This is a genomic window from Candidatus Hamiltonella defensa 5AT (Acyrthosiphon pisum), from assembly GCF_000021705.1.
GTDB classification, from domain to species: Bacteria; Pseudomonadota; Gammaproteobacteria; order Enterobacterales; family Enterobacteriaceae; genus Hamiltonella; species Hamiltonella defendens.
Genome location: NC_012751.1, coordinates 1,613,764 through 1,637,048, shown reverse-complemented (window position 1 = coordinate 1,637,048; position 23,285 = coordinate 1,613,764). Strand labels below are relative to the sequence as shown.

Annotated in this window: 20 protein-coding genes; 19 read left to right on the top strand and 1 reads right to left on the bottom strand. The window is 40.5% G+C overall.

Annotated features, from left to right (window positions below):
* The first annotated feature begins 877 nt into the window (after nt 1–877).
* From leuO to HDEF_RS07940, 19 genes are all read left to right on the top strand, one after another.
* On the top strand, nt 878–1,834 hold the full coding sequence (leuO, locus tag HDEF_RS08030; RefSeq protein WP_015874153.1) for a transcriptional regulator LeuO: 957 nt from the start codon (nt 878–880) through the stop codon (nt 1,832–1,834).
* A 265-nt stretch (nt 1,835–2,099) separates the two neighbouring features.
* Nucleotides 2,100–2,558, top strand: coding sequence for a division/cell wall cluster transcriptional repressor MraZ (gene mraZ / locus HDEF_RS08025; protein WP_015874152.1), 459 nt, complete (start codon nt 2,100–2,102; stop codon nt 2,556–2,558).
* A gap of 26 nt (nt 2,559–2,584) precedes the next feature.
* Nucleotides 2,585–3,520, top strand: a complete 936-nt coding sequence (gene rsmH, locus HDEF_RS08020) for a 16S rRNA (cytosine(1402)-N(4))-methyltransferase RsmH (protein WP_015874151.1) — start codon at nt 2,585–2,587, stop codon at nt 3,518–3,520.
* Nucleotides 3,520–3,885, top strand: coding sequence for a cell division protein FtsL (ftsL, locus tag HDEF_RS08015; RefSeq protein WP_015874150.1), 366 nt, complete (start codon nt 3,520–3,522; stop codon nt 3,883–3,885). Before rsmH ends, ftsL begins: the two co-directional genes overlap by 1 nt.
* A 9-nt stretch (nt 3,886–3,894) precedes the next feature.
* Nucleotides 3,895–5,646 carry a peptidoglycan glycosyltransferase FtsI gene (gene ftsI, locus HDEF_RS08010; protein ID WP_015874149.1) on the top strand — a complete coding sequence of 584 codons (1,752 nt, stop codon included), beginning with the start codon at nt 3,895–3,897 and terminating at the stop codon, nt 5,644–5,646.
* Complete coding sequence (gene murE / locus HDEF_RS08005; protein ID WP_015874148.1) at nt 5,633–7,141, top strand: UDP-N-acetylmuramoyl-L-alanyl-D-glutamate--2,6-diaminopimelate ligase; 1,509 nt, start codon at nt 5,633–5,635, stop codon at nt 7,139–7,141. The genes ftsI and murE overlap by 14 nt, the downstream gene beginning before the upstream one ends.
* A 1-nt stretch (nt 7,142) precedes the next feature.
* Nucleotides 7,143–8,504: a UDP-N-acetylmuramoyl-tripeptide--D-alanyl-D-alanine ligase gene (gene murF, locus HDEF_RS08000; RefSeq protein WP_015874147.1), complete on the top strand. Its 1,362-nt coding sequence runs from the start codon at nt 7,143–7,145 to the stop codon at nt 8,502–8,504.
* The gene (gene mraY / locus HDEF_RS07995) at nt 8,498–9,580 is read left to right on the top strand and encodes a phospho-N-acetylmuramoyl-pentapeptide-transferase (RefSeq protein WP_015874146.1); all 1,083 of its coding nucleotides are present in this window, start codon (nt 8,498–8,500) and stop codon (nt 9,578–9,580) included. The genes murF and mraY overlap by 7 nt, the downstream gene beginning before the upstream one ends.
* On the top strand, nt 9,580–10,917 hold the full coding sequence (murD, locus tag HDEF_RS07990) for a UDP-N-acetylmuramoyl-L-alanine--D-glutamate ligase (RefSeq protein WP_015874145.1): 1,338 nt from the start codon (nt 9,580–9,582) through the stop codon (nt 10,915–10,917). Before mraY ends, murD begins: the two co-directional genes overlap by 1 nt.
* On the top strand, nt 10,914–12,086 hold the full coding sequence (gene ftsW / locus HDEF_RS07985; protein WP_015874144.1) for a cell division protein FtsW: 1,173 nt from the start codon (nt 10,914–10,916) through the stop codon (nt 12,084–12,086). The genes murD and ftsW overlap by 4 nt, the downstream gene beginning before the upstream one ends.
* Complete coding sequence (murG, locus tag HDEF_RS07980) at nt 12,083–13,162, top strand: undecaprenyldiphospho-muramoylpentapeptide beta-N-acetylglucosaminyltransferase (protein ID WP_015874143.1); 1,080 nt, start codon at nt 12,083–12,085, stop codon at nt 13,160–13,162. The genes ftsW and murG overlap by 4 nt, the downstream gene beginning before the upstream one ends.
* Before the next feature lie 8 nt (nt 13,163–13,170).
* Nucleotides 13,171–14,652, top strand: coding sequence for a UDP-N-acetylmuramate--L-alanine ligase (murC, locus tag HDEF_RS07975; RefSeq protein WP_015874142.1), 1,482 nt, complete (start codon nt 13,171–13,173; stop codon nt 14,650–14,652).
* A complete protein-coding gene (locus HDEF_RS07970; RefSeq protein WP_015874141.1) occupies nt 14,645–15,607 on the top strand; it encodes a D-alanine--D-alanine ligase in 963 nt (320 codons plus the stop codon). Before murC ends, HDEF_RS07970 begins: the two co-directional genes overlap by 8 nt.
* Before the next feature lies 1 nt (nt 15,608).
* Nucleotides 15,609–16,424: a cell division protein FtsQ/DivIB gene (locus HDEF_RS07965; protein WP_015874140.1), complete on the top strand. Its 816-nt coding sequence runs from the start codon at nt 15,609–15,611 to the stop codon at nt 16,422–16,424.
* Between the two features lie 27 nt (nt 16,425–16,451).
* Entirely contained in the window at nt 16,452–17,711 is a 1,260-nt protein-coding gene (ftsA, locus tag HDEF_RS07960) for a cell division protein FtsA (RefSeq protein WP_015874139.1), read from the top strand.
* A 151-nt stretch (nt 17,712–17,862) separates the two neighbouring features.
* Nucleotides 17,863–19,017 carry a cell division protein FtsZ gene (gene ftsZ, locus HDEF_RS07955; protein WP_015874138.1) on the top strand — a complete coding sequence of 385 codons (1,155 nt, stop codon included), beginning with the start codon at nt 17,863–17,865 and terminating at the stop codon, nt 19,015–19,017.
* 269 nt (nt 19,018–19,286) lie between these two features.
* Nucleotides 19,287–20,207: a UDP-3-O-acyl-N-acetylglucosamine deacetylase gene (lpxC, locus tag HDEF_RS07950; RefSeq protein ID WP_015874137.1), complete on the top strand. Its 921-nt coding sequence runs from the start codon at nt 19,287–19,289 to the stop codon at nt 20,205–20,207.
* A gap of 346 nt (nt 20,208–20,553) precedes the next feature.
* A complete protein-coding gene (locus HDEF_RS07945; RefSeq protein ID WP_015874136.1) occupies nt 20,554–21,477 on the top strand; it encodes an ABC transporter ATP-binding protein in 924 nt (307 codons plus the stop codon).
* Nucleotides 21,474–22,244 (top strand): ABC transporter permease, encoded by a 771-nt coding sequence (locus HDEF_RS07940; RefSeq protein ID WP_015874135.1) that lies wholly within the window; start codon nt 21,474–21,476, stop codon nt 22,242–22,244. The genes HDEF_RS07945 and HDEF_RS07940 overlap by 4 nt, the downstream gene beginning before the upstream one ends.
* 77 nt (nt 22,245–22,321) lie before the next feature.
* Here HDEF_RS07940 and ydgH read toward each other — a convergent pair whose 3' ends face one another.
* Entirely contained in the window at nt 22,322–23,275 is a 954-nt protein-coding gene (gene ydgH / locus HDEF_RS07935; protein WP_015874134.1) for a DUF1471 family protein YdgH, read from the bottom strand.
* Nucleotides 23,276–23,285: the final 10 nt, after the last annotated feature.

Genomic DNA, 23,285 nt, shown 5'->3' with positions numbered 1-23,285 from the left:
TGAAAAAAGAGAAGAGAATATTTCTTTAGGTATAATAAAAACGGCTGAAAATATTTTTTTCTTATATGAAATAATAAGAAAAAACTTATATTTAATTGATATTAAATAAAAAAATAAAAGTGATATATTGATTTTATGATTAATTAAGAATTAATAAAAGAATCAAATTTCTTTTTAAATCACCATAAAGTGAGATTTTTATATATTGAAATATAATAAGAATAAGTTTTAATTTTTTGATTATCCTGAGTGAATTTTCCATTTTTTATCCGTTTTTTTAACAAAACTATCTCTTTAATGCTTTTATTTCTTATATTATTTCAAATTATCTTACTATTATTTTTATTGATTTTAACGAGGTAGATAAGATGAATAAATAACATTAAGGTAAATAAACTTTCTTTAATAAAAGAAAAGTCATTTTTTCATCTTTTAAAAAATAATTTTTTATAAAATAACCGAATTTATTGATTGATTTTTTTAAATTATTTAATTTTATTTATTATTTAATCATATAAATAAATCAGTTTATTACTATAAATAGGTTTTATTGTAAATCTTTTTTAAAAAAAAGATAAATTAATGTAATTTTTATGTTTGATTTAAATTTTTTATATAATTTATCTATGGTAGTATCATTTTTATTAATTAATTTTATTTATTATATTATGGACGATTTATTTAAATGAAAATTATTGGCGATTAGAAAAATTCATACTTTCTACACGGATGGGATTCAATTATTTTCAATAGAAAAAGAAAGATCATTGATTCTATTAATCGCAAGATATGTAAAGTGTCATTCATTTTATGATGTTGGCATTAGCGACGCTTGCTTTTACAGGGTCATCTGCGTTAAAGCTTATTGGAGTTAAGCATGTCTGAATATAACTTAGTAACCGTTAATCAAGTAACCAAAAAAAAATCATTTGACATACATTTAAGAAATGTTGATCTCAATTTGTTGACAGTGTTTGATGCTGTCATGCAAATGCAAAATGTGACAAGAGCAGCGCATTCGCTCGGTATGTCACAACCTGCAGTGAGCAACGCCGTTGCTCGCTTAAAGGTGATGTTTAACGATGAATTATTTGTGCGCTATGGGCGTGGCATACAACCTACATTGCGGGCCCGTCAACTCTTTGGACCTGTACGTCAAGCGTTACAATTAGTACATAATGAATTGCCAGGTGCGGGTTTTGAGCCTAAAACCAGCACACGTTTATTTAATTTATCTATTTGTAGTCCTTTAGATGTTCGATTAACCGCACAAATACTCAATCGTATTAAACAATCAGCACCTAATATACAGCTGGTCATCTCATCTTATTTAAACGATAACATTGAACATCAGCTACGTTATCAGGAAACGGAATTTGTGATCAGTTATTCTGAATTTGAACGTTCAGATTTTCATCAAATACCTTTATTTAATGATGAACTTGTTTTAGCAGTTTCAAAGAATCATCCACGTATTGGCGATACCATCTCTTCCGATGATCTGTTTAATGAGGCGCATGCTGTTGTTTCATTGAATAAAAAAGGATCTTTCAGCGAGCCTTACTACATTTCTAATGAAAGTGCGCAATCAATAGCATATGAAAGTACAGATATGAGTAGTGTGCTCAATATTGTATCTCAAACTTATTTTGTCGCAATTGCGCCTCGTTGGTTGGTACAGGAACAGAGTAAAACGCTTAACTTAAAATTAGTCGAACTGCCTTGGGAAAATGCGACACGTGCATGTTATCTCACCTGGCATGAATCAACTGATAGAGATAATGGTCATCAATGGATGAAAGCATTATTGAAAGAATTTAGTTTATCAATCTAATATCCTCTCTATATCACTTTGATTTTACTACTGAAATACCAGTATTTCAGTAGCATTTCATATCATTTATTTTTCTTTATTGCCCTAAACTATTTCTTGGATGATTAAGTCATTTTTATTTCAATCGGCTTCAACCTTCATTTTTCTTTACTTGACAAAGTTTTTATACTCTCCGTAAACTCGCAAAAAGTGGCAATTTGTGGGGTAAAGTGAGTTAATAATGATTTTTTTATTCTGAGAGGGGTAAAATAAAGGAGTAAGTGAAATGTTTCGTGGTGCGACTATGCTTAGTCTCGACAATAAGGGAAGATTGGTGATTCCTGTTCGATATCGAGATATCCTCAAAGAAAAATCACAATCTCGAATGATTTGTACGATTGATCTTCATCAAACCTGTTTATTACTTTATCCATTTCTAGAATGGGAAAGCATTGAAAAAAAATTATCTGATTTGTCCAGCATGAATCCACTAGAGCGTCGGGTTCAGCGTTTATTATTAGGTCATGCCAGTGAGTGTGAAATGGATAAATCAGGCCGATTATTGATTTCAGCGACTTTGCGTCAACATGCACAATTAAGTAAGGAAGTGATGTTGATAGGGCAATTAAATAAATTTGAAATCTGGAGTGGGCCAAATTGGCAGCAACAAATTAAAGACGACATCACCTCTAAACAACCCGTTCAAGAATCTTTGTCTGAACGATTAAAAGGCTTATCTCTGTAAAATAACGATGTGTCATACCATCAATCATGATTGATAATCAACATAAAACCGTATTGCTTTATGAAGCAGTTGACAGTTTAAATATCCAGAACGATGGCATTTATATTGATGCGACTTTTGGCCGTGGAGGCCATTCCTCTCTCATTTTATCTCGGCTTGGATCTCAAGGAAAATTAATTTCTATTGATCGTGATCCAGAGGCTGTTAAAAAAGCGAAATTGATGAAAGATCCCCGTTTTTCTTTTATACAAGGCTCTTTTTCTGATTTATACCACTATGTAAAAAAGCTTGATTTAATGGGTCGTATTAACGGCCTGTTATTCGATTTAGGGGTTTCATCACCTCAACTCGATGACGCAAAGCGAGGATTTTCTTTTATGCGAGATGGCCCATTGGATATGCGAATGGATCCTTCTCGTGGTTTATCCGCTGCAGAATGGCTGATGAAAGTGAATGTCGAAAACTTGGCTTGGGTATTAAAAAATTTTGGAGAGGAACGCTTTTCAACGCGTTTGGCCAGAGCCATTGTAGAACGTAATCGACTTAACCCTATCAAAAGTACTAAAGAATTAGCTGATTTAATCAGTCATGTCATACCTGTACGAAATCATCATAAACATCCTGCTACACGCAGTTTTCAGGCAATTCGTATCTATATCAATAATGAATTGCAAGAAATTTCCTCTGCTTTGAATGCCGCTCTTGAAATTTTATCATTAGGAGCACGTTTATCCGTGGTGAGTTTTCATTCTTTGGAAGACAGGATTGTAAAAAATTTTATACGCCAACACAGCCGTGGGCCTCAAATTCTTCGTGGATTACCATTAACAGAAATACAAATACAGTCTATGTGGCAACCTAAACTGAAATTGATAGGAAAAACCATGCCATCCCAAAAAGAAGTTCTCGACAATCCCAGATCACGTAGCTCGATACTCCGTTTTGCAGAGAGAATCAATTGATGAAAGATCTGCAAAGAAAGGGATTGGTGTGTCTGATAGGCTCGGATTTGGCTAAAAATGCCAAAATGCCCCTTATATTACTTTTTGCTGTATTGGTATCCGCTTTATTAGTGGTGGCTAACATCCAGCGGACCCGATTGCTGATTTCGGAACGTGAAGAATTGGTTTTGGAACGAACTGCCCTGGATATTGAATGGCGTAATCTCATTTTAGAAGAAACGGCGCTGGGAGATCAAAGCCGGATTGAACGTATTGCGATCAATAAATTTAAAATGCGTCATGTTGAGCCATCAAAAGAATATTTAGTGATCAAAAAACAAAATGTCATTGAATATAAAAACCACCTACCAGATCAAGCAAGATAGTGGATACAAATGGCAAAAAAATTAAAACAGGCAAAAGAACAGACTGGCTCTATTATTCGCTGGAGATTTTTGTTGCTTTGCGGTTGTATTTTATTAGCGATCTTAGGATTAAAGCTTCGCTTGGCTTATCTACAGATCATTAAAACCGATAAATTAGTCCAGGAAGGTGATCTCAGATCACTACGAGTGCAAACAATGCCTAGCCCTCGGGGTATGATCACCGATAGAGCAGGGCGCCCATTAGCGGTCAGTGTTCCGGTGAATGCTATTTGGGCTGATCCTAAAGAGCTCAGTGAAAAAGGAGGCATTACGCCTAACCCCCGATGGAAAGCTTTATCTGATGCATTGGAGCTTCCTATTCCCAAGCTGATTGAGCGGATTAATAGTCATCCCAAAGCACGTTTTGTTTATTTGGCGAGACAAATCAGTCCTGATATAGGTCATTATATTCAAAAGTTAAAATTGCCTGGGATCTATTTACGCCAGGAATCTCGTCGTTACTACCCTGCCGGTCAAACAACGGCTCATATTATTGGCGTAACGAATATAGATGGTCAAGGTATTGAAGGTGCAGAGAAAAGCTTTAATACCTTATTGATGGGGCAGCCGGGTCAACGCGTGGTGCGTAAAGATCGTGATGGTAGAGTGATCGAAGATATTTCTAAAGTAGACTATTATTTAGCCGATCATCTTGTGCTGAGCATAGATGAAAAATTACAAAGGCAAGTGTTTCGTGAATTAAATCAAGCAGTTATTGCTCATAAAGCAGAATCTGGTACAGCGGTTCTATTGGATGTCAATACAGGTGAAGTGTTGGCGATGGCCAATAGCCCTTCTTACAATCCCAATAATTTAATGAATACGCCTCAAAAAGCGATGCGTAATCGCGCCATTACAGATATTTTTGAGCCCGGTTCCACGGTCAAACCCATGGTCGTGATGGCGGCATTACAACATGGTGTAATAGAAAAAGACAGTGTTTTGAATACCACTCCCTATTATATTAATGGTCATAAAATTCACGATATTAGTTTCTATCCCAAACTATCTATTACAGAAATTTTACAAAAATCCAGTAACGTTGGGGTGTCTAAATTAGCCCTTGCGATGCCTCCGTTATGGGTTGCTGAAATTTATTCAAAATTTGGCCTGGGTAAACCGACCCTGTTGGGGTTAGTAGGCGAAAGCAAAGGCTTATATTCACAAAAAAAACGCTGGTCAGATTTAGACAGAGCCACTTTTTCTTTTGGTTATGGATTGATGGTCACACCACTACAACTGGCGCGAGTGTATGCCACTATTGGGAGCATGGGGATCTATCGTCCATTATCTATTACTAAGGTTGATCCCCCTGTTTCTGGTCAACGCATTTTGCCTGCAGAAATCGTTAAGAGTGTTTTACAGATGATGGAAAGCGTCGCATTGCCAGGGGGAGGGGGAGCTAAAGCCGCCATTAAAGGCTATCGTATTGCCATTAAAACCGGTACCGCAAAAAAAGTGGGGCCCAACGGAAAATATATTAATGAATATATTGCTTATACGGCAGGGGTCGCACCAGCCAGTAACCCAAAATTCGCTCTTGTGGTGCTGATTAACAATCCCAGAACGGGGAAATACTACGGTGGGGCCGTCTCTGCTCCTCTCTTTGGGTCTATTATGAACTCTGTATTACGTACAATGAACATTGCACCGGATGCTTTAATTCAAAATGATACTGAATTAGTCATTAATCATTCAGGAGCCGAAAGTGGCAAATCGTAATTTATGTGATTTATTTGCTTCTACTCCTTGGGAACAACAGATCAAGGAAGCACTGCGGCTGGTTCCCATCACAATAAAGGGGATAACATTAAAAAGCGATGAAGTCACTACGGGAGATTTATTCGTCGCTATTGTCGGCCATGAAACTGACGGACGACATTATATTCCACAGGCCCTTTCACAGGGTGCAGGAGCCATCTTGGCTGAAGCAGAAGGCGTAGTGAATGATGATGTGAGCGTTGATCAAATACAGGGTGTACCTATTGTTTATCTTTTTAATTTAAATCAATATTTATCACAATTGGCTGGTGAGTTTTACCATCATCCCGCGTCTCAATTGAATTTGGTGGGCATCACAGGTACTAACGGGAAAACCACTAATACTCAATTACTGGCGCAATGGACCATGGCTTTAGGAGAAGTAAGCGCTGTCTTAGGCACCTTAGGCAACGGACTTTTGAGGCAATTGTCATCGAATCAAAATACCACTGCCTCTGCGATAGAAGTACAACAAATTTTATCAAACATGCTCACACATAAAGCCACTTTTGCCGCCATGGAAGTTTCTTCTCACGCATTGGTACAACATCGAGTGGCCGCTTTACCCTTTGCAGCGAGTGTATTCAGCAATTTAAGCCGGGATCACCTCGATTATCATGGCGATATGGCCAATTATGAAATCGCAAAAAAATCTCTCTTCCTGGATCATGAATCCAAAAATCATATTATTAACGTGGATGATGAAGTCGGTCAGCGTTGGTTACCTGAATTACCAAACGCGGTCGCAGTAAGCACATCTCATCAGATCCCTTCTGGATTGCAGGGCGCTTGGCTGTCTGCTCAAAAAATCCAATATCATGAAAACGGGGCTTTGATTTTTTTTGATTCAAGCTGGGGCAAGGGGGAATTAAAAAGCCCATTGCTTGGTGCTTTTAATGTCAACAATATATTGCTTACCTTGGCGACTTTACTGGCATTAAAATATCCCCTTGATGCCTTATTAAAAGCCGCCTCAAAATTACAGCCTATCCCTGGCAGAATGGAGGTCTTCAAAAAAGTCGGACGGCCCACCGTCATTGTGGATTATGCTCATACTCCTGATGCGCTGAAACAGGCGCTGGCTGCTTCTCGAATGCATTGTCAAGGAAAGCTATGGTGTCTATTTGGTTGCGGCGGCGATCGTGACAAAGGCAAGCGGCCATTAATGGGAAAAATTGCAGAAACACTGGCTGATCAGATGGTCATCACAGACGATAATCCCCGTACTGAATCGCCTAAAATGATTACCGCTGACATTCTCAAAGGGGTATTAAAAACAGATCGAGCTTCTGTGATTCAGGATCGCACAGAAGCGATTACCCATATTCTCAATCAGGCAATGCCAGAAGATGTCATCTTAATCGCAGGAAAGGGACATGAAGTCTATCAATTCATTGAACACCAGAAATTAGATTATTCGGATCGTGCCACGGTCGCGCGTTTAATGGAGGGTTGAGATGATCCCGACTTTTTTGAAAGAGCTTGCTGAGGTGCTTCAAGGTCATTCGATTGGGGATAACGTGCCTATCACAGAGATAGGGATTGATAGCCGTACTCTCAAACCAGGGGCTTTATTCGTTGCCTTAAAGGGAGAACAGTTTGATGGACACCATTTTACAGGCGAAGCCCAGTCTCATGGCGCCGTCGGGTTATTGTCAGAATGCTTATTACCCATCAAATTGCCGCAAATTGTTGTTCCTGATACCCGAAAAGCGCTCGGGCAATTAGCGGCCTGGGTTCGCCAACAGGTCAACCCTCGTCTGGTTGCCTTAACCGGCTCTTCTGGAAAAACCTCTGTCAAAGAAATGACGGCCGCTATTTTGCGTCAATCTGGACATGTTCTTTACACCAAAGGCAATTTCAACAATCGCATCGGGGTTCCCCTCACACTATTACGCTTAACCCCGGAACATGATTTTGCAGTATTAGAATTAGGCGCCAGCCAACCAGGGGACATTGCGGATACCGCCGCATTAAGCCGTCCAGAAAATGTGTTGATCACGAATTTAGCGCAGGCACATCTGTCCGGTTTTGGCTCTTTAAAAGGGGTTGCGAAAGCAAAAGGAGAAATTTTAACAGCGCTTGCACCGACAGGGACTGCGATTATCCATGCCACCAGCCATGATTGGCCCAAATGGAAGTCGGTTTTTCGTGGAAAGCGACTCTGGCGTTTTGGTTTAGAAAAAGGAAAAGAAGTCGATTTTTTTGCGAGTCACCTCTCAAAAATGCCACTGGCCACGGATTTTACTTTGCATTCTCCGTTAGGATCCCAAAAAATATATTTACCATTGCCCGGGCTGCACAATGTTTTGAATGCACTGGCCGCGAGCGCCCTGGCTATTTCGGTAGGAGCAGATTTATCGGCCATATCCAAAGCGCTGTCAGAACTCAAACCTGTGCCTGGTCGAGCATTCCCGATGATCCTAGGGCCTGGCAAATTACTGCTAGATGACACTTATAACGCGAATGTCGGCTCTATGATCGCGGCCACGGAAATGATGTCAAACATGCCGGGTTATCGCGTCATGGTGGTTGGAGATATGGCAGAATTAGGGGAACAATCTAAAAATTGTCACAAAAAAATAGGGAACATCATGCGTCAAGCAGGAATCGATAAAGTGTTCAGTCTCGGCTATTTGAGCAAATTCATGACAGATAGCATTGAGCATGGGGAACATTTTACTCAACGAGAAAAATTAATTGAACGAGTGCGAGATTTGCTCTCAGAGCATTCAGAAATCAGCATTTTAGTGAAAGGCTCACGGAGCTCAGCCATGGAAAAATTGGTTTTAGATATTAAGGAGCAGGCATCATGCTAGTCTGGCTCGCAGAATATTTAGTGAAATTTTACTCTGGGTTTCATGTCTTTTCATACTTAACTTTTCGAGCCATTATTAGCTTGCTAACCGCACTCTGCATTGCATTATGGACGGGCCCTGCTTTCATCCGTTGGTTGCAAAAATTACAAATTGGTCAGGTCATTCGTGATGATGGGCCCCAATCACATTTTTCTAAAAGTGGCACACCTACCATGGGCGGATTAATCATCCTCCTGTCTATTTTTATTTCTGTGGTGATCTGGGCTAATCCTGCAAATCCTTATGTTTGGTCTGTGCTGTTTATTTTAGTGGGCTACGGTTTCATTGGTTTTATCGATGATTACAGAAAAGTGGTCAGAAAAAATGCACGAGGATTATCTCCTCGCTGGAAATATTTTTGGCAATCCATCCTGGCTTTATTGCTGTCTTTTTTTCTCTATAGCATCGGAAAAAATACGTCAGCAACGCAATTAGTGGTGCCTTTCTTTAAAGAAATCATGCCTCAATTAGGTTTGCTTTACATTTTATTAGCCTATTTCGTCATCGTGGGGACCAGCAACGCAGTCAATCTGACCGATGGGTTAGACGGTTTAGCTATCATGCCGACTGTTTTGGTCGCAGCAGGTCTTGCCTTGGTGGCTTGGGCGACAGGAAACATTAATTTTGCACATTATTTACACATTCCTTATCTACGCCACGCAGGCGAGCTTGTTGTGGTATGCACGGCTATTGTGGGGGCAGGGCTCGGCTTTCTCTGGTTTAACACTTATCCTGCGCAGGTATTTATGGGAGATGTCGGTTCGTTAGCCTTAGGAGGTATATTAGGGACAATTGCCGTACTTTTACGTCAGGAATTTTTATTGATTATTATGGGGGGAGTCTTTGTCATCGAAACCTTATCGGTCATTCTACAGGTGGGATCTTTCAAATTGAGGGGAGAACGTATTTTTCGAATGGCACCCATTCATCATCATTTTGAACTCAAAGGCTGGCCAGAACCCAGAGTGATTGTCCGTTTTTGGATTGTTTCCTTGATGTTTGTATTGATCGCATTAGCCACTCTAAAGGTCAGATAATGAGACCCCATTATCAGGGACAGCAGATTGTCATCGTTGGATTAGGATCCACAGGTTTTTCTTGCCTTGATTTTTTTCTCTCACGAGGAATAGTGCCGCGGGTCATGGACACCCGTGTGAATCCTCCTTGCTTGAATTCTGTACCCGCCGGTGTCAATTATCATCTTGGTGGATTCAATGAAAAATGGCTTATGACGGCAGATGTGATCTTGTTGAGCCCAGGTATTTCACTAGCACATCCCATGCTCCAGGCAGCCTCAAAAAAAGGCATCGACATCATTGGGGATATCGAATTATTTTGTCGTGAAATCCCACCGGTTCCTGTGGTGGCCGTGACCGGATCTAACGGTAAAAGCACGGTCACCACTCTAGTAACGCAAATGGCTCAAACGGCGGGCTGGCCGGTTTCTATGGGAGGGAACATCGGCATCCCTGCTCTTAAGCTGTTAAAACAAAAAAGCCGTCTTATTGTATTGGAGCTTTCCAGCTTTCAATTGGAAACCACTCATACTTTAGCTGCCAAAGCCGCCACCGTTCTCAACATCACCGAAGATCATGCCGATCGTTATCCTTTGGGTTTAAACCAATACCAAGCGGCCAAATTACGTATTTATCAAAATGCCCACACGGCTGTCATTAATGCCGATGATCCTCTGACTTTACCCAGAAACGGCACACAAAAAAGCGCCACTAAATTTGAGGTGTCTTTTGGTCTAAATCAGGGGCAATATCGGTTACATCAAGACGGCCATGATTTTTGGTTACAGGCATCAGATCAAAATGTATTGAACACAAAAGACATGAAGCTTATCGGTAAACATAATTACCTCAATGCATTGGCGGCATTGGCATTGGCGGATGCGGTAGACATCCCTCGTGAAGCCAGTTTGAAAGCTTTAATTGAATACAAAGGGCTCCCCCATCGTTTCGAAAAAATTTTTGAAAAAAATGGCATTTGCTGGATTAATGATTCAAAAGCGACGAATGTCGGCAGTACCCTTGCTGCCATCAAGAGCGTGCAGTGTCAAGGCACGTTGCATTTATTGTTGGGAGGGCAGGGCAAATCGGCTGATTTTTCGATACTTCAACCTGACCTAAACCAAAACAGAATTCAAATTTACTGCTTTGGTCAAGGCGCTGAAACCTTAGCCGCACTCAGACCCGAGGTTTCTCAACGCACAGAAACTCTAGAACAAGCGATGAAATTATTAAAATCCCGCTTAAAAAAAGGGGATACGGTTTTACTCTCACCTGCTTGCGCCAGTTTCGATCAATTTTCTGATTTTGAGCAACGTGGCCAAGAATTTTCCCATCTGGCAAAGGAGCTCGGCGCATGAACCTCTCCTCTTTTTTTAAAAAATTAAAAAAACATTCGACTCATGATGCTCTTTACGATCGTTTTTTGCTTTGGATGACATTATGTTTAGTGGCACTAGGATTTGTGATGGTCACCTCGGCTTCCATGCCGGTCAGCCAGAGATTAAACGGAGATTTCTTCTTGTTTTCTAAACGCAGCGCCGTTTATTTTGGTCTCTCTTTTTGCTTATCTCTCTGCGTCTTGCAAATTTCGATGGCACAGTGGCAGCGTTACGCTTATGTGTTTTTATTGATCAGCATCGCCATGTTGGTGACGGTGTTATTTATAGGGCATTCCATCAATGGTGCTTCACGCTGGATTGCCTTAGGGATGATTCGGATTCAACCTGCAGAATGTGCGAAATTATCGTTTTTTTTATATCTATCTCACTACCTTGTTCGAAAAGCGCAAGAAGTCCGCCGTCATTTTTGGGGATTTTGCAAACCTATTGGAGTGATGCTGATTCTGTCGATTTTGTTATTGGCTCAGCCAGATTTGGGCACTGTACTCGTCATGTTCATGACCACCTTATCGTTGCTTTTTTTAAGCGGGGCAAAGCTCTGGCAATTTTTAGCCATAATTGCCTCAGGCCTGTTGAGCGTGTTTTTATTAATTATTTTAGAACCTTATCGTATTCGGCGTGTCACATCATTTTGGGATCCCTGGGCGGATCCTTTCGGCAGCGGCTATCAACTCACGCAATCTTTAATGGCATTCGGCCGTGGTGAACTGTGGGGTCAAGGCTTAGGCCATTCTATCCAAAAATTAGAATATTTGCCGGAAGCGCACACTGATTTTATTTTTTCTATTATCGCTGAAGAACTGGGTTATCTGGGAGTGATCGTGGTTTTAGCCCTGATATTTGGCATCTCTTTTCGCGCTTTGTTTATTGGTTATCGGGCATTAAAATTTGAACAACAATTCTCTGGTTTTTTAGCCTGTGCGATTGGGATCTGGCTGAGCTTTCAGAGCTTGATTAACGTAGGCGCCGCCTCGGGATTATTGCCCACTAAGGGGTTAACCCTGCCATTGATTAGCTATGGAGGATCGAGTTTAGTGATGACCATGATCGCCATTGCCTTGTTGCTACGTATTGATTTTGAGACTCGTTTGGCTATGAGCCAAGCCTTTGCGAGAAGTAAAACATGACGCAGAAAAAAAAACGCTTGATGGTACTGGCAGGGGGCACGGGGGGCCATATTTTCCCAGCTCTGAGCGTCGCTCATCATCTGATGGAAGAGGGCTGGCATATTCGCTGGATGGGCACAAAAGACAGAATGGAAGCCACTTTAGTGCCTCAGCATGGAATTGAAATCGATTTCATTGAAATTTCTGGTTTAAAAAATAAACGATTTTTGTCTCAAGTATGGTCTTCACTAGAAATTTTTCGGGCGGTATGCCAAGCCAAAAAAATCATTAGGGCTTATCAACCGGATGCGGTACTGGGCATGGGTGGCTATGTTTCTGGTCCTGCAGGCTTGGCTGCATGGCTATTAGGCGTGCCCCTGGTGGTGCATGAGCAAAATGCGATAGCGGGTTTTACAAATCGTTGCCTGAGCAAAATGGCCAAAAAACGCTTACAGGCTTTTTCTGGGGCGCTTTCAAATGCAGAAACAGTTGGGAATCCTGTCAGAGCAGAGCTGTTAAAATTACCTCTTCCAAATGAACGCTTTTCTGAGCGTTCAGGCCCATTGCGGATTTTGGTTTTAGGAGGGAGTCAGGGCGCAGATATATTGAATCAAATGATGCCATCTATCACTGCTCATTTAGGAGAAAAAATCCTCGTTTGGCACCAGGTTGGCAAAAATCGGGCACAACATGTTCTGCTGGCTTATCAGAAAAAAAAGCAGTCCCCTTACAAGGTGGTGGAATTTATTGACTGTATGGCTAAAGCTTACTGCTGGGCGGATGTTATTTTTTGCCGCTCCGGTGCTTTGACGGTCAGCGAAGTTGCCGTAGTAGGTTTGCCCGCAATATTTGTTCCCTTTCAACACAAAGATCGTCAGCAATATTGGAATGCTTTGCCTTTAGAGAAAGCAGGGGCAGCAAAAATAGTAGAGCAAAATAAACTCAGCATAAAAACTATCGTCAATTTACTAGAGAGTTGGGATCGCTCGACATTGCTCAGAATGGCAGAAAAAGCAAAAACAGTGGGAAAACCCGATGCCACTGAGCAGGTTGTCTCTGCCATAAAAGCGGCTATTAAAACAAATAATTTTTCATAGAGTCAAAAATGAATCAAAAACAATTAACCAAATTACGCACGATGGTGCCTGAAATGAAACGAGTCCGACATATTCATTTTATCGGAATCGGGGGAGCAGGCATGGGCGGCATCGCGGAGGTATTAGCAAACGAGGGTTATAAAATTACCGGCTCTGACTTGGCCGAGAATGTGGTCACACAGCAGCTCAGTCATTTAGGGATCTGTATTTTTTTTCATCATCATCGTGACAATGTAAAAAATGCGAGTGTCGTGGTCGTTTCTAGTGCCATTCCTGAAGATAATCCAGAAATTCTTGCCGCGCATGAGGCCCGCATTCCTGTCATTCAAAGAGCAGAAATGTTGGCTGAACTCATGCGTTTTCGACATGGTATTGCCATCGCAGGGACTCATGGAAAAACCACTACAACTGCCATGGTTGCCAGTATTTACGCTCAAGCAGGATTAGATCCCACCTTTGTCAATGGGGGTTTGATCAAAGCCGCAGGAAAGCATGCGCAACTCGGCTCCAGTCGTTATCTTATTGTTGAAGCAGATGAAAGTGATGCTTCATTTATTCACCTTCAGCCTTTGGTTGCGATTGTCACCAATATTGAAGCCGATCATATGGATACCTATCAGGGTAATTTTGAACATTTAAAACAGACTTTTATTAATTTTTTACACAATTTACCTTTTTATGGCCGAGCCATTCTTTGTATCGATGATCAAGTGATTCGTACACTCCTGCCTCGTATTGCTCGACATATCACGACATATGGTTTTAGTGAAGATGCAGATATCAAGATCACCGGTTATGAACAAAAAGAATTTACAAGCTACTTTATGTTAGAACGGGTTCATAAACCTATTTTAAAAATACAACTGAATGCGCCGGGTCGTCATAATGCGTTGAATGCGGCCGCGGCTGTTGCGGTCGCGACAGAAGAAGGCGTTGAAGACGAGCACATTTTGCAAGCATTGTCTTTTTTTCAAGGTACAGGGCGACGTTTTGATTGCTTGGGCATTTTCCCATTACAGCCTGTCAATGGGCAGCAGGGGGAGGTGATGTTAATCGATGATTATGGTCATCATCCCACTGAAGTGGCCGCAACCATTAAGGCGGCGAGGGTAGGGTGGCCTACAAAACGCCTTGTCATGATTTTTCAACCTCACCGTTACAGTCGGACTCGAGATCTTTATGATGATTTTGTGAACGTGCTGTCTCAAGTGGATATTTTGTTGATGTTAGAGATTTATTCGGCAGGGGAATCACCTATACCAGATATCAGTAGTTGTGCGCTCTGCGACAGTATTCGTGATTTCAGTCATAGAATGCCTATTTTGGTCACCGATCACGAAAAATTACCATCTTTACTGGCAAAACAATTAAAAGAGAACGACATGGTGCTGGTTCAGGGTGCCGGCAATATTGGTAAAGTTGCCCGAACACTCGCTGAATGTGAGCTAAAAGTGCCGCCATTGATTCAAAAAGAGAGTCATTATGCCTGAGAAAGTGGCCGTTTTACTGGGCGGAACCTCTTCTGAGCGCCAGATATCTTTGCAATCAGGGCATGCTGTGGTGGCTGGTTTAAGAGAAGCAGGGATAGACGCCAGGCCGATAGATACAAAAAATTTTCTTGTGACTGAGCTGAAAGAGAAGGGATTTACCAAAGCCTTTATCGCTTTACATGGCCGGGACGGTGAAGATGGTCATTTACAAGCGGTGCTGGAATTTTTAAAGATTCCTTATACTGGAAGCGGTGTGATGGCGTCCGCATTGGCGATGGATAAACATCGCAGCAAAATGATATTTCAGGGGGCTGGTTTACCTGTATCCCCTTATGTTGCGCTTAATCGTGAACAGATTTGGCCAAATGTTACCCAAAATACATCAAATGATTTATTATTAAATAACAGAATTTCCAATAAATTAATAAAAAATATCAATCAATTGGGGCTACCCTTAATAGTGAAGCCGAGTCGTGAAGGCTCGAGTTTTGGTATGACTAAGGTAGAGCATCTTGACCAGCTGGACGATGCACTGAAAAAAGCCTGGCATTATGACGAAGAAATACTCGTTGAAAAATGGCATTTTGGAACAGAATTGACGGTAGCCATACTAGGCGACACCGTTTTACCCTCAATTCGAATTCAGGTATCCGATATCTTTTATGATTATCAAGCAAAGTATGTTTCAGATAAAACACAGTATTTTTGTCCGAGTGGTTTAAAACAGGAGCAAGAAAAACAATTGGCGACATTATCAATGAATGCTTATCGGGCATTAGGTTGTGATGGTTGGGGAAGGGTAGATGTCATGTTAGATGACGAAGGCCATTTTTATTTAATGGAAATCAATACTGCCCCTGGTATGACAGACCATAGCCTTTTCCCGATGGCGGCTCGCCAAGCAGGTTTTAGCTTTTCTGAACTGGTTTGTAAAATATTGTCATTGGCACATTAATATGTCCCAAGCTGTTTTAAAAAAAGCGCGTAATATCAAAAAAAAGAAGAGAATATTTCGCGATTATCAGCCGTTTTTGGGGATCATTTTTTTTTGGATACTTTTAGTTGTTTTGTGCATAGCATCCTATTGGGCGATTGAGCAGGTTAAACGAACGTATTCATCCCCTCTCTCAACATTATTGTTGACAGGTGAAAGGCGCTTCACCACAAAAAAAGATATTCAACAAGCGATTTTATCAACAGGCATAGCTCACTCTTTTATGGAAGAAGACGTTCACCTGCTTCAACAGGCAATAAAACGTTTCCCTTGGGTAAAACAGGTGTATGTGCGAAAACACTGGCCTGATAAACTCGATATTCATGTGACAGATTATGCGCCTATAGCTGTTTGGAACGACTTACATTTACTGGATCATGAAGGGAAAATATTCAGCGTGCCTCATGATCGTATGACACATGAAAGATTAGTGTTGCTCTATGGCCCTGAAGGCAGTGAACAAGATACGCTGGCTTCTTATCTCACTATGGATCAGCTCTTATCCGCGCATCAGTTTCATTTAAAAATGGCCGAGATGAATGCACGACGCTCCTGGCAATTGATTTTAGATAACGAGATTCGGCTTGAAATTGGAAAAGTTCATATGATGTCACGTTTGAAACGCTTCATTGAATTATATCCATTTTTTGAAAATCACCCTGATCAACGTATCGATTATATTGATTTACGGTATAAAAATGGTGCAGCAGTTCATTGGTCTCCTATATTTGTCGAGACCCAGCCTGTACAGATGCAGAGTAAGAAATCACCGCCCTGAGTAATATGAGATACAGGCAAAATAATAATGATGAAATCAACGGACAAAAAATTAGTGGTAGGCCTTGAGATAGGCACGGCAAAAGTCTGTGTATTAGTCGGTGAGGTATTGCCCGATGGAATGATCAATATTATTGGGATAGGTAATTGCCTTTCCAGGGGAATGGATAAAGGAGGCGTGAACGATCTTGAGTCTGTCATAAAATGTGTTCAACGTGCGGTTGATCAAGCTGAATTGATGGCTGACTGTCAGATTTCTTCCATCTATTTAGCTTTATCTGGCAAGCATATCAGCTGTCAAAACGAAATAGGTATGGTCCCTATTTCAGAAGAGGAAGTCACTCAAGGAGATGTTGATAGTGTCATGCATACTGCCAAATCTGTACGAGTCAGAGATGAACACCGTATTTTGCATGTGATTCCACAGGAATATGCGATTGATTATCAAGAAGGGATAAAAAATCCGATTGGCCTTTGTGGTGTTCGTATGCAGGCTAAAGTGCACCTCATCACATGTCATAACGATATGGCAAAAAATATTGCAAAAGCGGTTGAACGCTGCGGTCTGAAAGTTGATCAATTGATATTTTCTGGTTTAGCGGCAAGTTATGCCGTATTAGCAGAAGATGAACGTGAATTGGGTGTCTGCTTAATTGACATCGGTGCAGGTACAATGGACATGACCGTTTATTATAATGGGGCATTACGTCACAGCAAGGTGATCCCTTATGCCGGCAACGTAGTGACCAGCGATATTGCCTATGCTTTTGGTACGCCTCCCAGTGATGCGGAAGCCATTAAAGTGAGATACGGTTCTGCTTTAGGCAATATGATTCCAAAAGATGATAAAGTGGAGGTGCCGAGTGTCGGAGGACGCCCGCCCCGTAGCTTGCAACGGCAGGCATTGGCTGAAGTCATAGAGCCCCGCTGTGCTGAATTGTTACAGTTAGTTCAGGATGAAATCCTACAGCTGCAGAATAAATTACGTCATCAGGGGGTAAAGCACCATCTTGCTGCAGGTATTGTGTTAACAGGAGGTGCTGCTCAGATGAATGGCCTGGTAGGCTGTGCCCAAAAAATCTTCCATACTCATCAGGTGCGAGTTGCAACGCCTCTTAATATTACCGGTTTGACCGATTATGTACATAAACCGGACTATTCTACTGTGGTTGGTTTATTACATTATGGTAAAGAATGCCATTTAGGTGCCGAATCAGAAATAAAAAAACGTTTTCTAACGGGTTATGTACTAAAACGTATTCATAAATGGCTTAAGAAAGAATTTTAATGATTCAGATATCATCATAAGATTGAAACAATCCATAAAAATCAGGCAAAAAAATCAATATAGAATAATAAAAACCTCTTTTTAATTTTTTTCATAAAATATCAAAAAATGATTTTAAGTAGCCGCAAAAAAATGCGAAACGGAGAAAACTATGTTTGAACCAGTTGAAATAACCAATGAAGCAATTATTAAAGTCATTGGCGTTGGCGGCGGTGGCGGCAATGCTGTCGAGCACATGGTAAAAGAACACATTGAAGGTGTTGAATTTTTTGTTGTCAATACGGATGCTCAAGTATTACGTAAAACGACTGTGGGTCAAACGATTCAAATTGGGAGCACCATTACCAAAGGTTTAGGAGCTGGTGCAAACCCTGATGTTGGACGAAACGCGGCTGAAGAAGATAGGGACGCTCTGAGGGCTGCTCTTGAAGGAGCCGATATGGTCTTTATCGCGGCTGGTATGGGGGGAGGGACAGGCACAGGGGCCGCGCCTGTGGTAGCCGAAATCGCAAAAGAATTAAATATTTTAACGGTTGCTGTGGTCACTAAACCTTTTAATTTTGAAGGCAAAAAGCGTATGTTATTTGCCGATCAAGGCATTATCGAGCTCTCGAAGCATGTGGACTCTTTAATTACCATTCCGAATGATAAGTTACTAAAAGTATTGGGACGAGGCATTTCTCTACTGGATGCGTTTAGTGCAGCTAATGATGTATTAAAAGGCGCAGTACAAGGGATCGCTGAATTAATTACACGCCCTGGTTTAATGAATGTCGATTTTGCGGATGTACGTACGGTCATGTCTGAAATGGGCTATGCCATGATGGGGTCTGGGTCGGCTAGTGGCGAAGATAGAGCAGAAGAAGCTTCAGAGATGGCTATTTCCAGTCCTCTCTTGGAAGATATCGATTTATCGGGTGCTCGCGGTGTATTGGTGAATATTACAGCGGGGTTTGATCTCAAATTAGATGAATTTGAAACAGTGGGTAATACCATACGCGCTTTTGCTTCTGACAATGCCACTGTGGTGATCGGGACTTCTTTACACCCAGAAATGAATGATGAATTGCGAGTTACCGTGGTGGCAACGGGTATTGGAATGAATAAACATCAAGAAAATACTTCGGCTAAGAAAAAAATGCAGACCGGATCAACACATCATTATCAAACAAATGTTCTGCCACCTTTGCCTCAAGAGACAAAGAACACAAATCATCACTTAAGCAATGAAGGTGATACGGAAATCAAAAAAGAACCGGATTATCTTGATATCCCTGCTTTTTTACGTAAGCAGTCAGATCAATAGACCTGTTTAAACCCTACTGAAAACATCGATTTTTGTGTGCTCAGTTTTTTATGAAACAGTTCTCTCTCGGTATCTTTATCTACTAAAATACCCTTTGTGCCTCTCGCGTAGAGGCCTTGAGATTGATGGGCTTATATTTTGCAATAAATTTAATGAAGTCATATTTGAAAATTTAGAATGATTCATCTCTATGTTAGAATTAAGTTAATTTGAAATAAAGATTGTGATTATTAATGATTGTTCTTAAATAAAACTGCGAGATAGTACGCATGATAAAACAAAAAACATTAAAACATGTTGTGAAAACAACCGGTGTTGGCCTGCATACAGGGAAAAAAGTGACTCTTACTATGCGACCTGCATCAGCAAACGATGGGATTATTTATCGTCGCGTTGATTTAAACCCCGTTGTTGAATTTTTTGCAGATCCTGAATCTGTACGTGACACCCAGCTTTGCACCTGCCTAGTAAATGAAAATAATATACGTATTTCTACGATTGAACATCTTAATTCTGCCCTCGCCGCATTCGGAATCGATAATGTGATTATAGAAGTTGATGCGCCTGAAGTGCCTATTATGGATGGTAGCGCCAGCCCTTTTATATTTTTATTACTAAATTCAGGCATCAAAGAACTCAATGCGCCAAAAAAATTTTTAAAATTAAAAGAAACCATCCGAGTTCAAAAAGATGATAAATGGGCCGAATTATCGCCATATGACGGTTTTCGCTTGGATTTTAGCATTGACTTTAAGCATCCTGCAATTCATGAAAATACTCAAAGCTACGGTTTTGATTTTTCTGCACAAACTTTTATCCTTGAGCTTAGCCGTGCCAGAACTTTTGGTTTTATAAAAGATATTGAATATCTGCAATCAAAAGGTCTCTGCTTGGGTGGCAGCTTTGACTGCGCTATTGTGATGGATGATTATCGTGTGCTCAATGAAGACGGTTTAAGGTTTGAAGATGAATTTGTTCGTCATAAAATGCTGGATGCCATCGGTGATTTATTTATTTGCGGTCACAACATTATTGGTGCTTTTTCTGCCTTTAAATCTGGCCATGCATTAAATAATCAGCTATTAAAAGCCGTTTTAGAGAATCAATCCGCTTGGGAGTATGTTACTTTTGAGCATGAAGAAGCTCCTATCTTATTTGGTCACTCGTTAGAGATGTGCTTTGTTCGATAAAGTCATCTGATTATTGACCCCTTCTTTGAGGTGTCTCGACTTTGTTTTGATCAGGGTGACTCGCTCACCTACTGACAATGGCCAAAAGGTCAAATTTAAACCCAGTGGTCAAAAAACATCTCCATGCCATCAACCTCTGAGCGAAGATGCCAACAGCCATCATTTTTCATCGAAACAGACTCTCAGTTCTCAGCACATCCCAAGCACTTAATAATTTTTTGCTTTAGCTTTAAGATTACAATAATCTCCAATGATATTTTTTTCATTTGATCCCTGATCTTGTGTGTTTTTCAGATTTTCGAGGAGGTTAGTATTCTACTTTTTTCTTCTTTAGGTAATGTTATTTATGACTTATGCTCTCGAATTATCACAACTGAAAAAAACCTATTCCACTGGAACAAAAGCGCTTCATGGAATTAACTTACATGTTAATAAAGGTGATTTTTATGCTTTGTTGGGCCCAAATGGCGCAGGGAAATCTACCATCATCGGCATTATCAGCTCTTTGGTAAACAAAACAGAAGGAAAAGTACAGGTATTTGGTGATGATATTGACAAAAATAGTATTCATGCCAAACGCCACCTTGGCTTGGTTCCACAGGAATTTAATTTTGCTTCTTTTGAAACCGTGCTCCAAATTGTGGTGACGCAAGCAGGTTACTATGGAGTACCTCGCAAAGAAGCGCAAATAAGAGCAAAAAAATATCTGACCCAACTTGATTTATGGAATAAACGTAATGAAACAGCCATTCGTTTGTCGGGCGGAATGAAACGCCGTTTAATGATTGCACGGGCTTTAATGCACCATCCAAAATTGCTTATTCTGGATGAGCCTACGGCTGGAGTAGACATTGAGCTAAGACGCTCTATGTGGTTTTTTTTACAAGAGCTTAATGCACAGGGTACTACTATTATTCTAACGACACATTATCTTGAAGAAGCGGAAATGCTTTGCCGTCATATTGGTATTATCCAAGGTGGAAAGCTGATAGAAAATACTTCCATGAAAAATTTATTAAGTAAATTGGAATCAGAAACCTTTATTTTAGACATCTCACTAAAAAGTCAATCGCCTCATCTGGAAGGTTATCTTTACCGCTTCATCGACGATATCACCCTTGAGGTCGACGTCAAACGTGGACAGGGGTTAAACAATGTATTTAGCCAGCTGAGTTCACAAGGGATCCAGATTCAAAGTATGAGGAATAAATCGAATCGCCTGGAAGAATTGTTTGTAAACCTGGTGAATAGAAAAGGGGGGGAAACATGATCCGCTTATATTGGATTGCCTTAAAAAGCATTTGGATGAAAGAAGTCAATCGTTTTACGCGAATATGGGTACAAACCCTGATCCCTCCTATGATCACCATGTCGCTCTATTTTGTTATTTTTGGTAAATTAATCGGCTCAAAAATTGGTCAAATGAACGGCGTCAATTATATGGAATTTATTGTTCCAGGTTTAATTATGATGTCTGTGATCACTAATGCGTATTCAAATGTTGCCTCCTCTTTTTTTAATGCAAAATTTCAGCGCAATATTGAAGAATTATTAGTCGCCCCTGTACCCACCCATATTATTATTATTGGCTATATGGGAGGAGGTATAGGGCGAGGTATTTGCGTTGGAATGCTTGTCAGTATTGTGTCGTTGTTTTTTGTTCCTTTTCAGGTTCATTCCTGGCCGATGGTTTTGCTCACCTTATTATTAACCAGTGTATTGTTTTCTTTGGCAGGTTTACTGAACGCGCTTTTTGCAAAATCTTTTGATGATATTAGCCTGATCCCAACTTTTATATTGACACCTTTAACTTATTTAGGCGGGGTCTTTTATTCACTCACATTGCTTCCTTCGTTTTGGCAATCGATATCCAAAGTGAATCCTATTGTTTATATGGTCAGTGGGTTTCGTTACGGGTTTCTAGGTTTTAAAGAGTTACCAATAAGTATCACAATAGGGGTGCTAATGACATTTATTGTTGTTTTTTATCTTTTGGTTTGGTATCTGATAGAAAAGGGATTTGGGCTACGTACCTAAATTTAAAACGAAAAAGAATATGCGATTGATCTGAACGAACGACCTCATCGCAGGATCTCTGAGGCCACCCCTCTATCTTATTTAAATAGATCCGCAGTGACAGTCAAATTACCCCCATTTTTACTCTGCCATTGACGAGTAATATGATAGTACTTCGCCCCTTTTTTTGCTGCCCGTTTGGCCACCTGGTAGGATACATCTGTCATGCTGGAAAAATGTCCTGTAAAAGTCACTCTATCGAAGGGCTTCATGTTTTTTGCCGCGATATTATTTAATTCCTCAATTTTTATTCCATTCGGTAAAGTTACCGAGTAACGACTTCCTACTGACGAATCTCTTTCAAAAAGACGACCTACCTTTTTGAAGGGATTCATCGAAGATTCTTCATGAATTGGTAAAATTTTCTTGGTGCCACCACCGCCTGCTGCCAAAGCCGCTTTACCATCATCTGAATCAGCGGGAGTAAAATTTGCGTTTGATGCAGGGCGTTTAGGCGCATTGGCTTCATAAATATAAGCCGTAATACTTTGATTGCCCCCTCTATTAGCGTCTATTTGACGAATAATAAAAAAAGCATCCGCTTTTTTTTCTGCGGCCTTTTTAGAAATGGCTTCATCAACGTCAGATTGACTACGAAAGAAACCGGTCACATTTACAGTATCAAATGGAAGTAATAGTTCCGATTCTTTTTGGGGTAATTCTTTCACGCCATTAAATATTCGATAATCATTTTTCTTTATAAGAACAGCGGCGTCTTTATGATAAAGATTTGCCGTGACTCGCCAATTTCCACCCCGATTAGTACTGTGAATGCCCTGAACATAAAAAGCATATGCAGAGAGTTTATCTGCCTGCCGTGACACAGCCTCTGCCACTTCACCAAGGTTATTAAAACGGCCATTTAATGTGATCTGTTTAAAAGACGTGAGAGTCTGTGCTTTTTCTGCTGATAATTCTTGAGCTGCCTTTACTTCAGGAAGGGTCCAAAATAATAAAATGAATGTGATAGCAGTACCATGTTTAAATTTCATAAAAAATTCC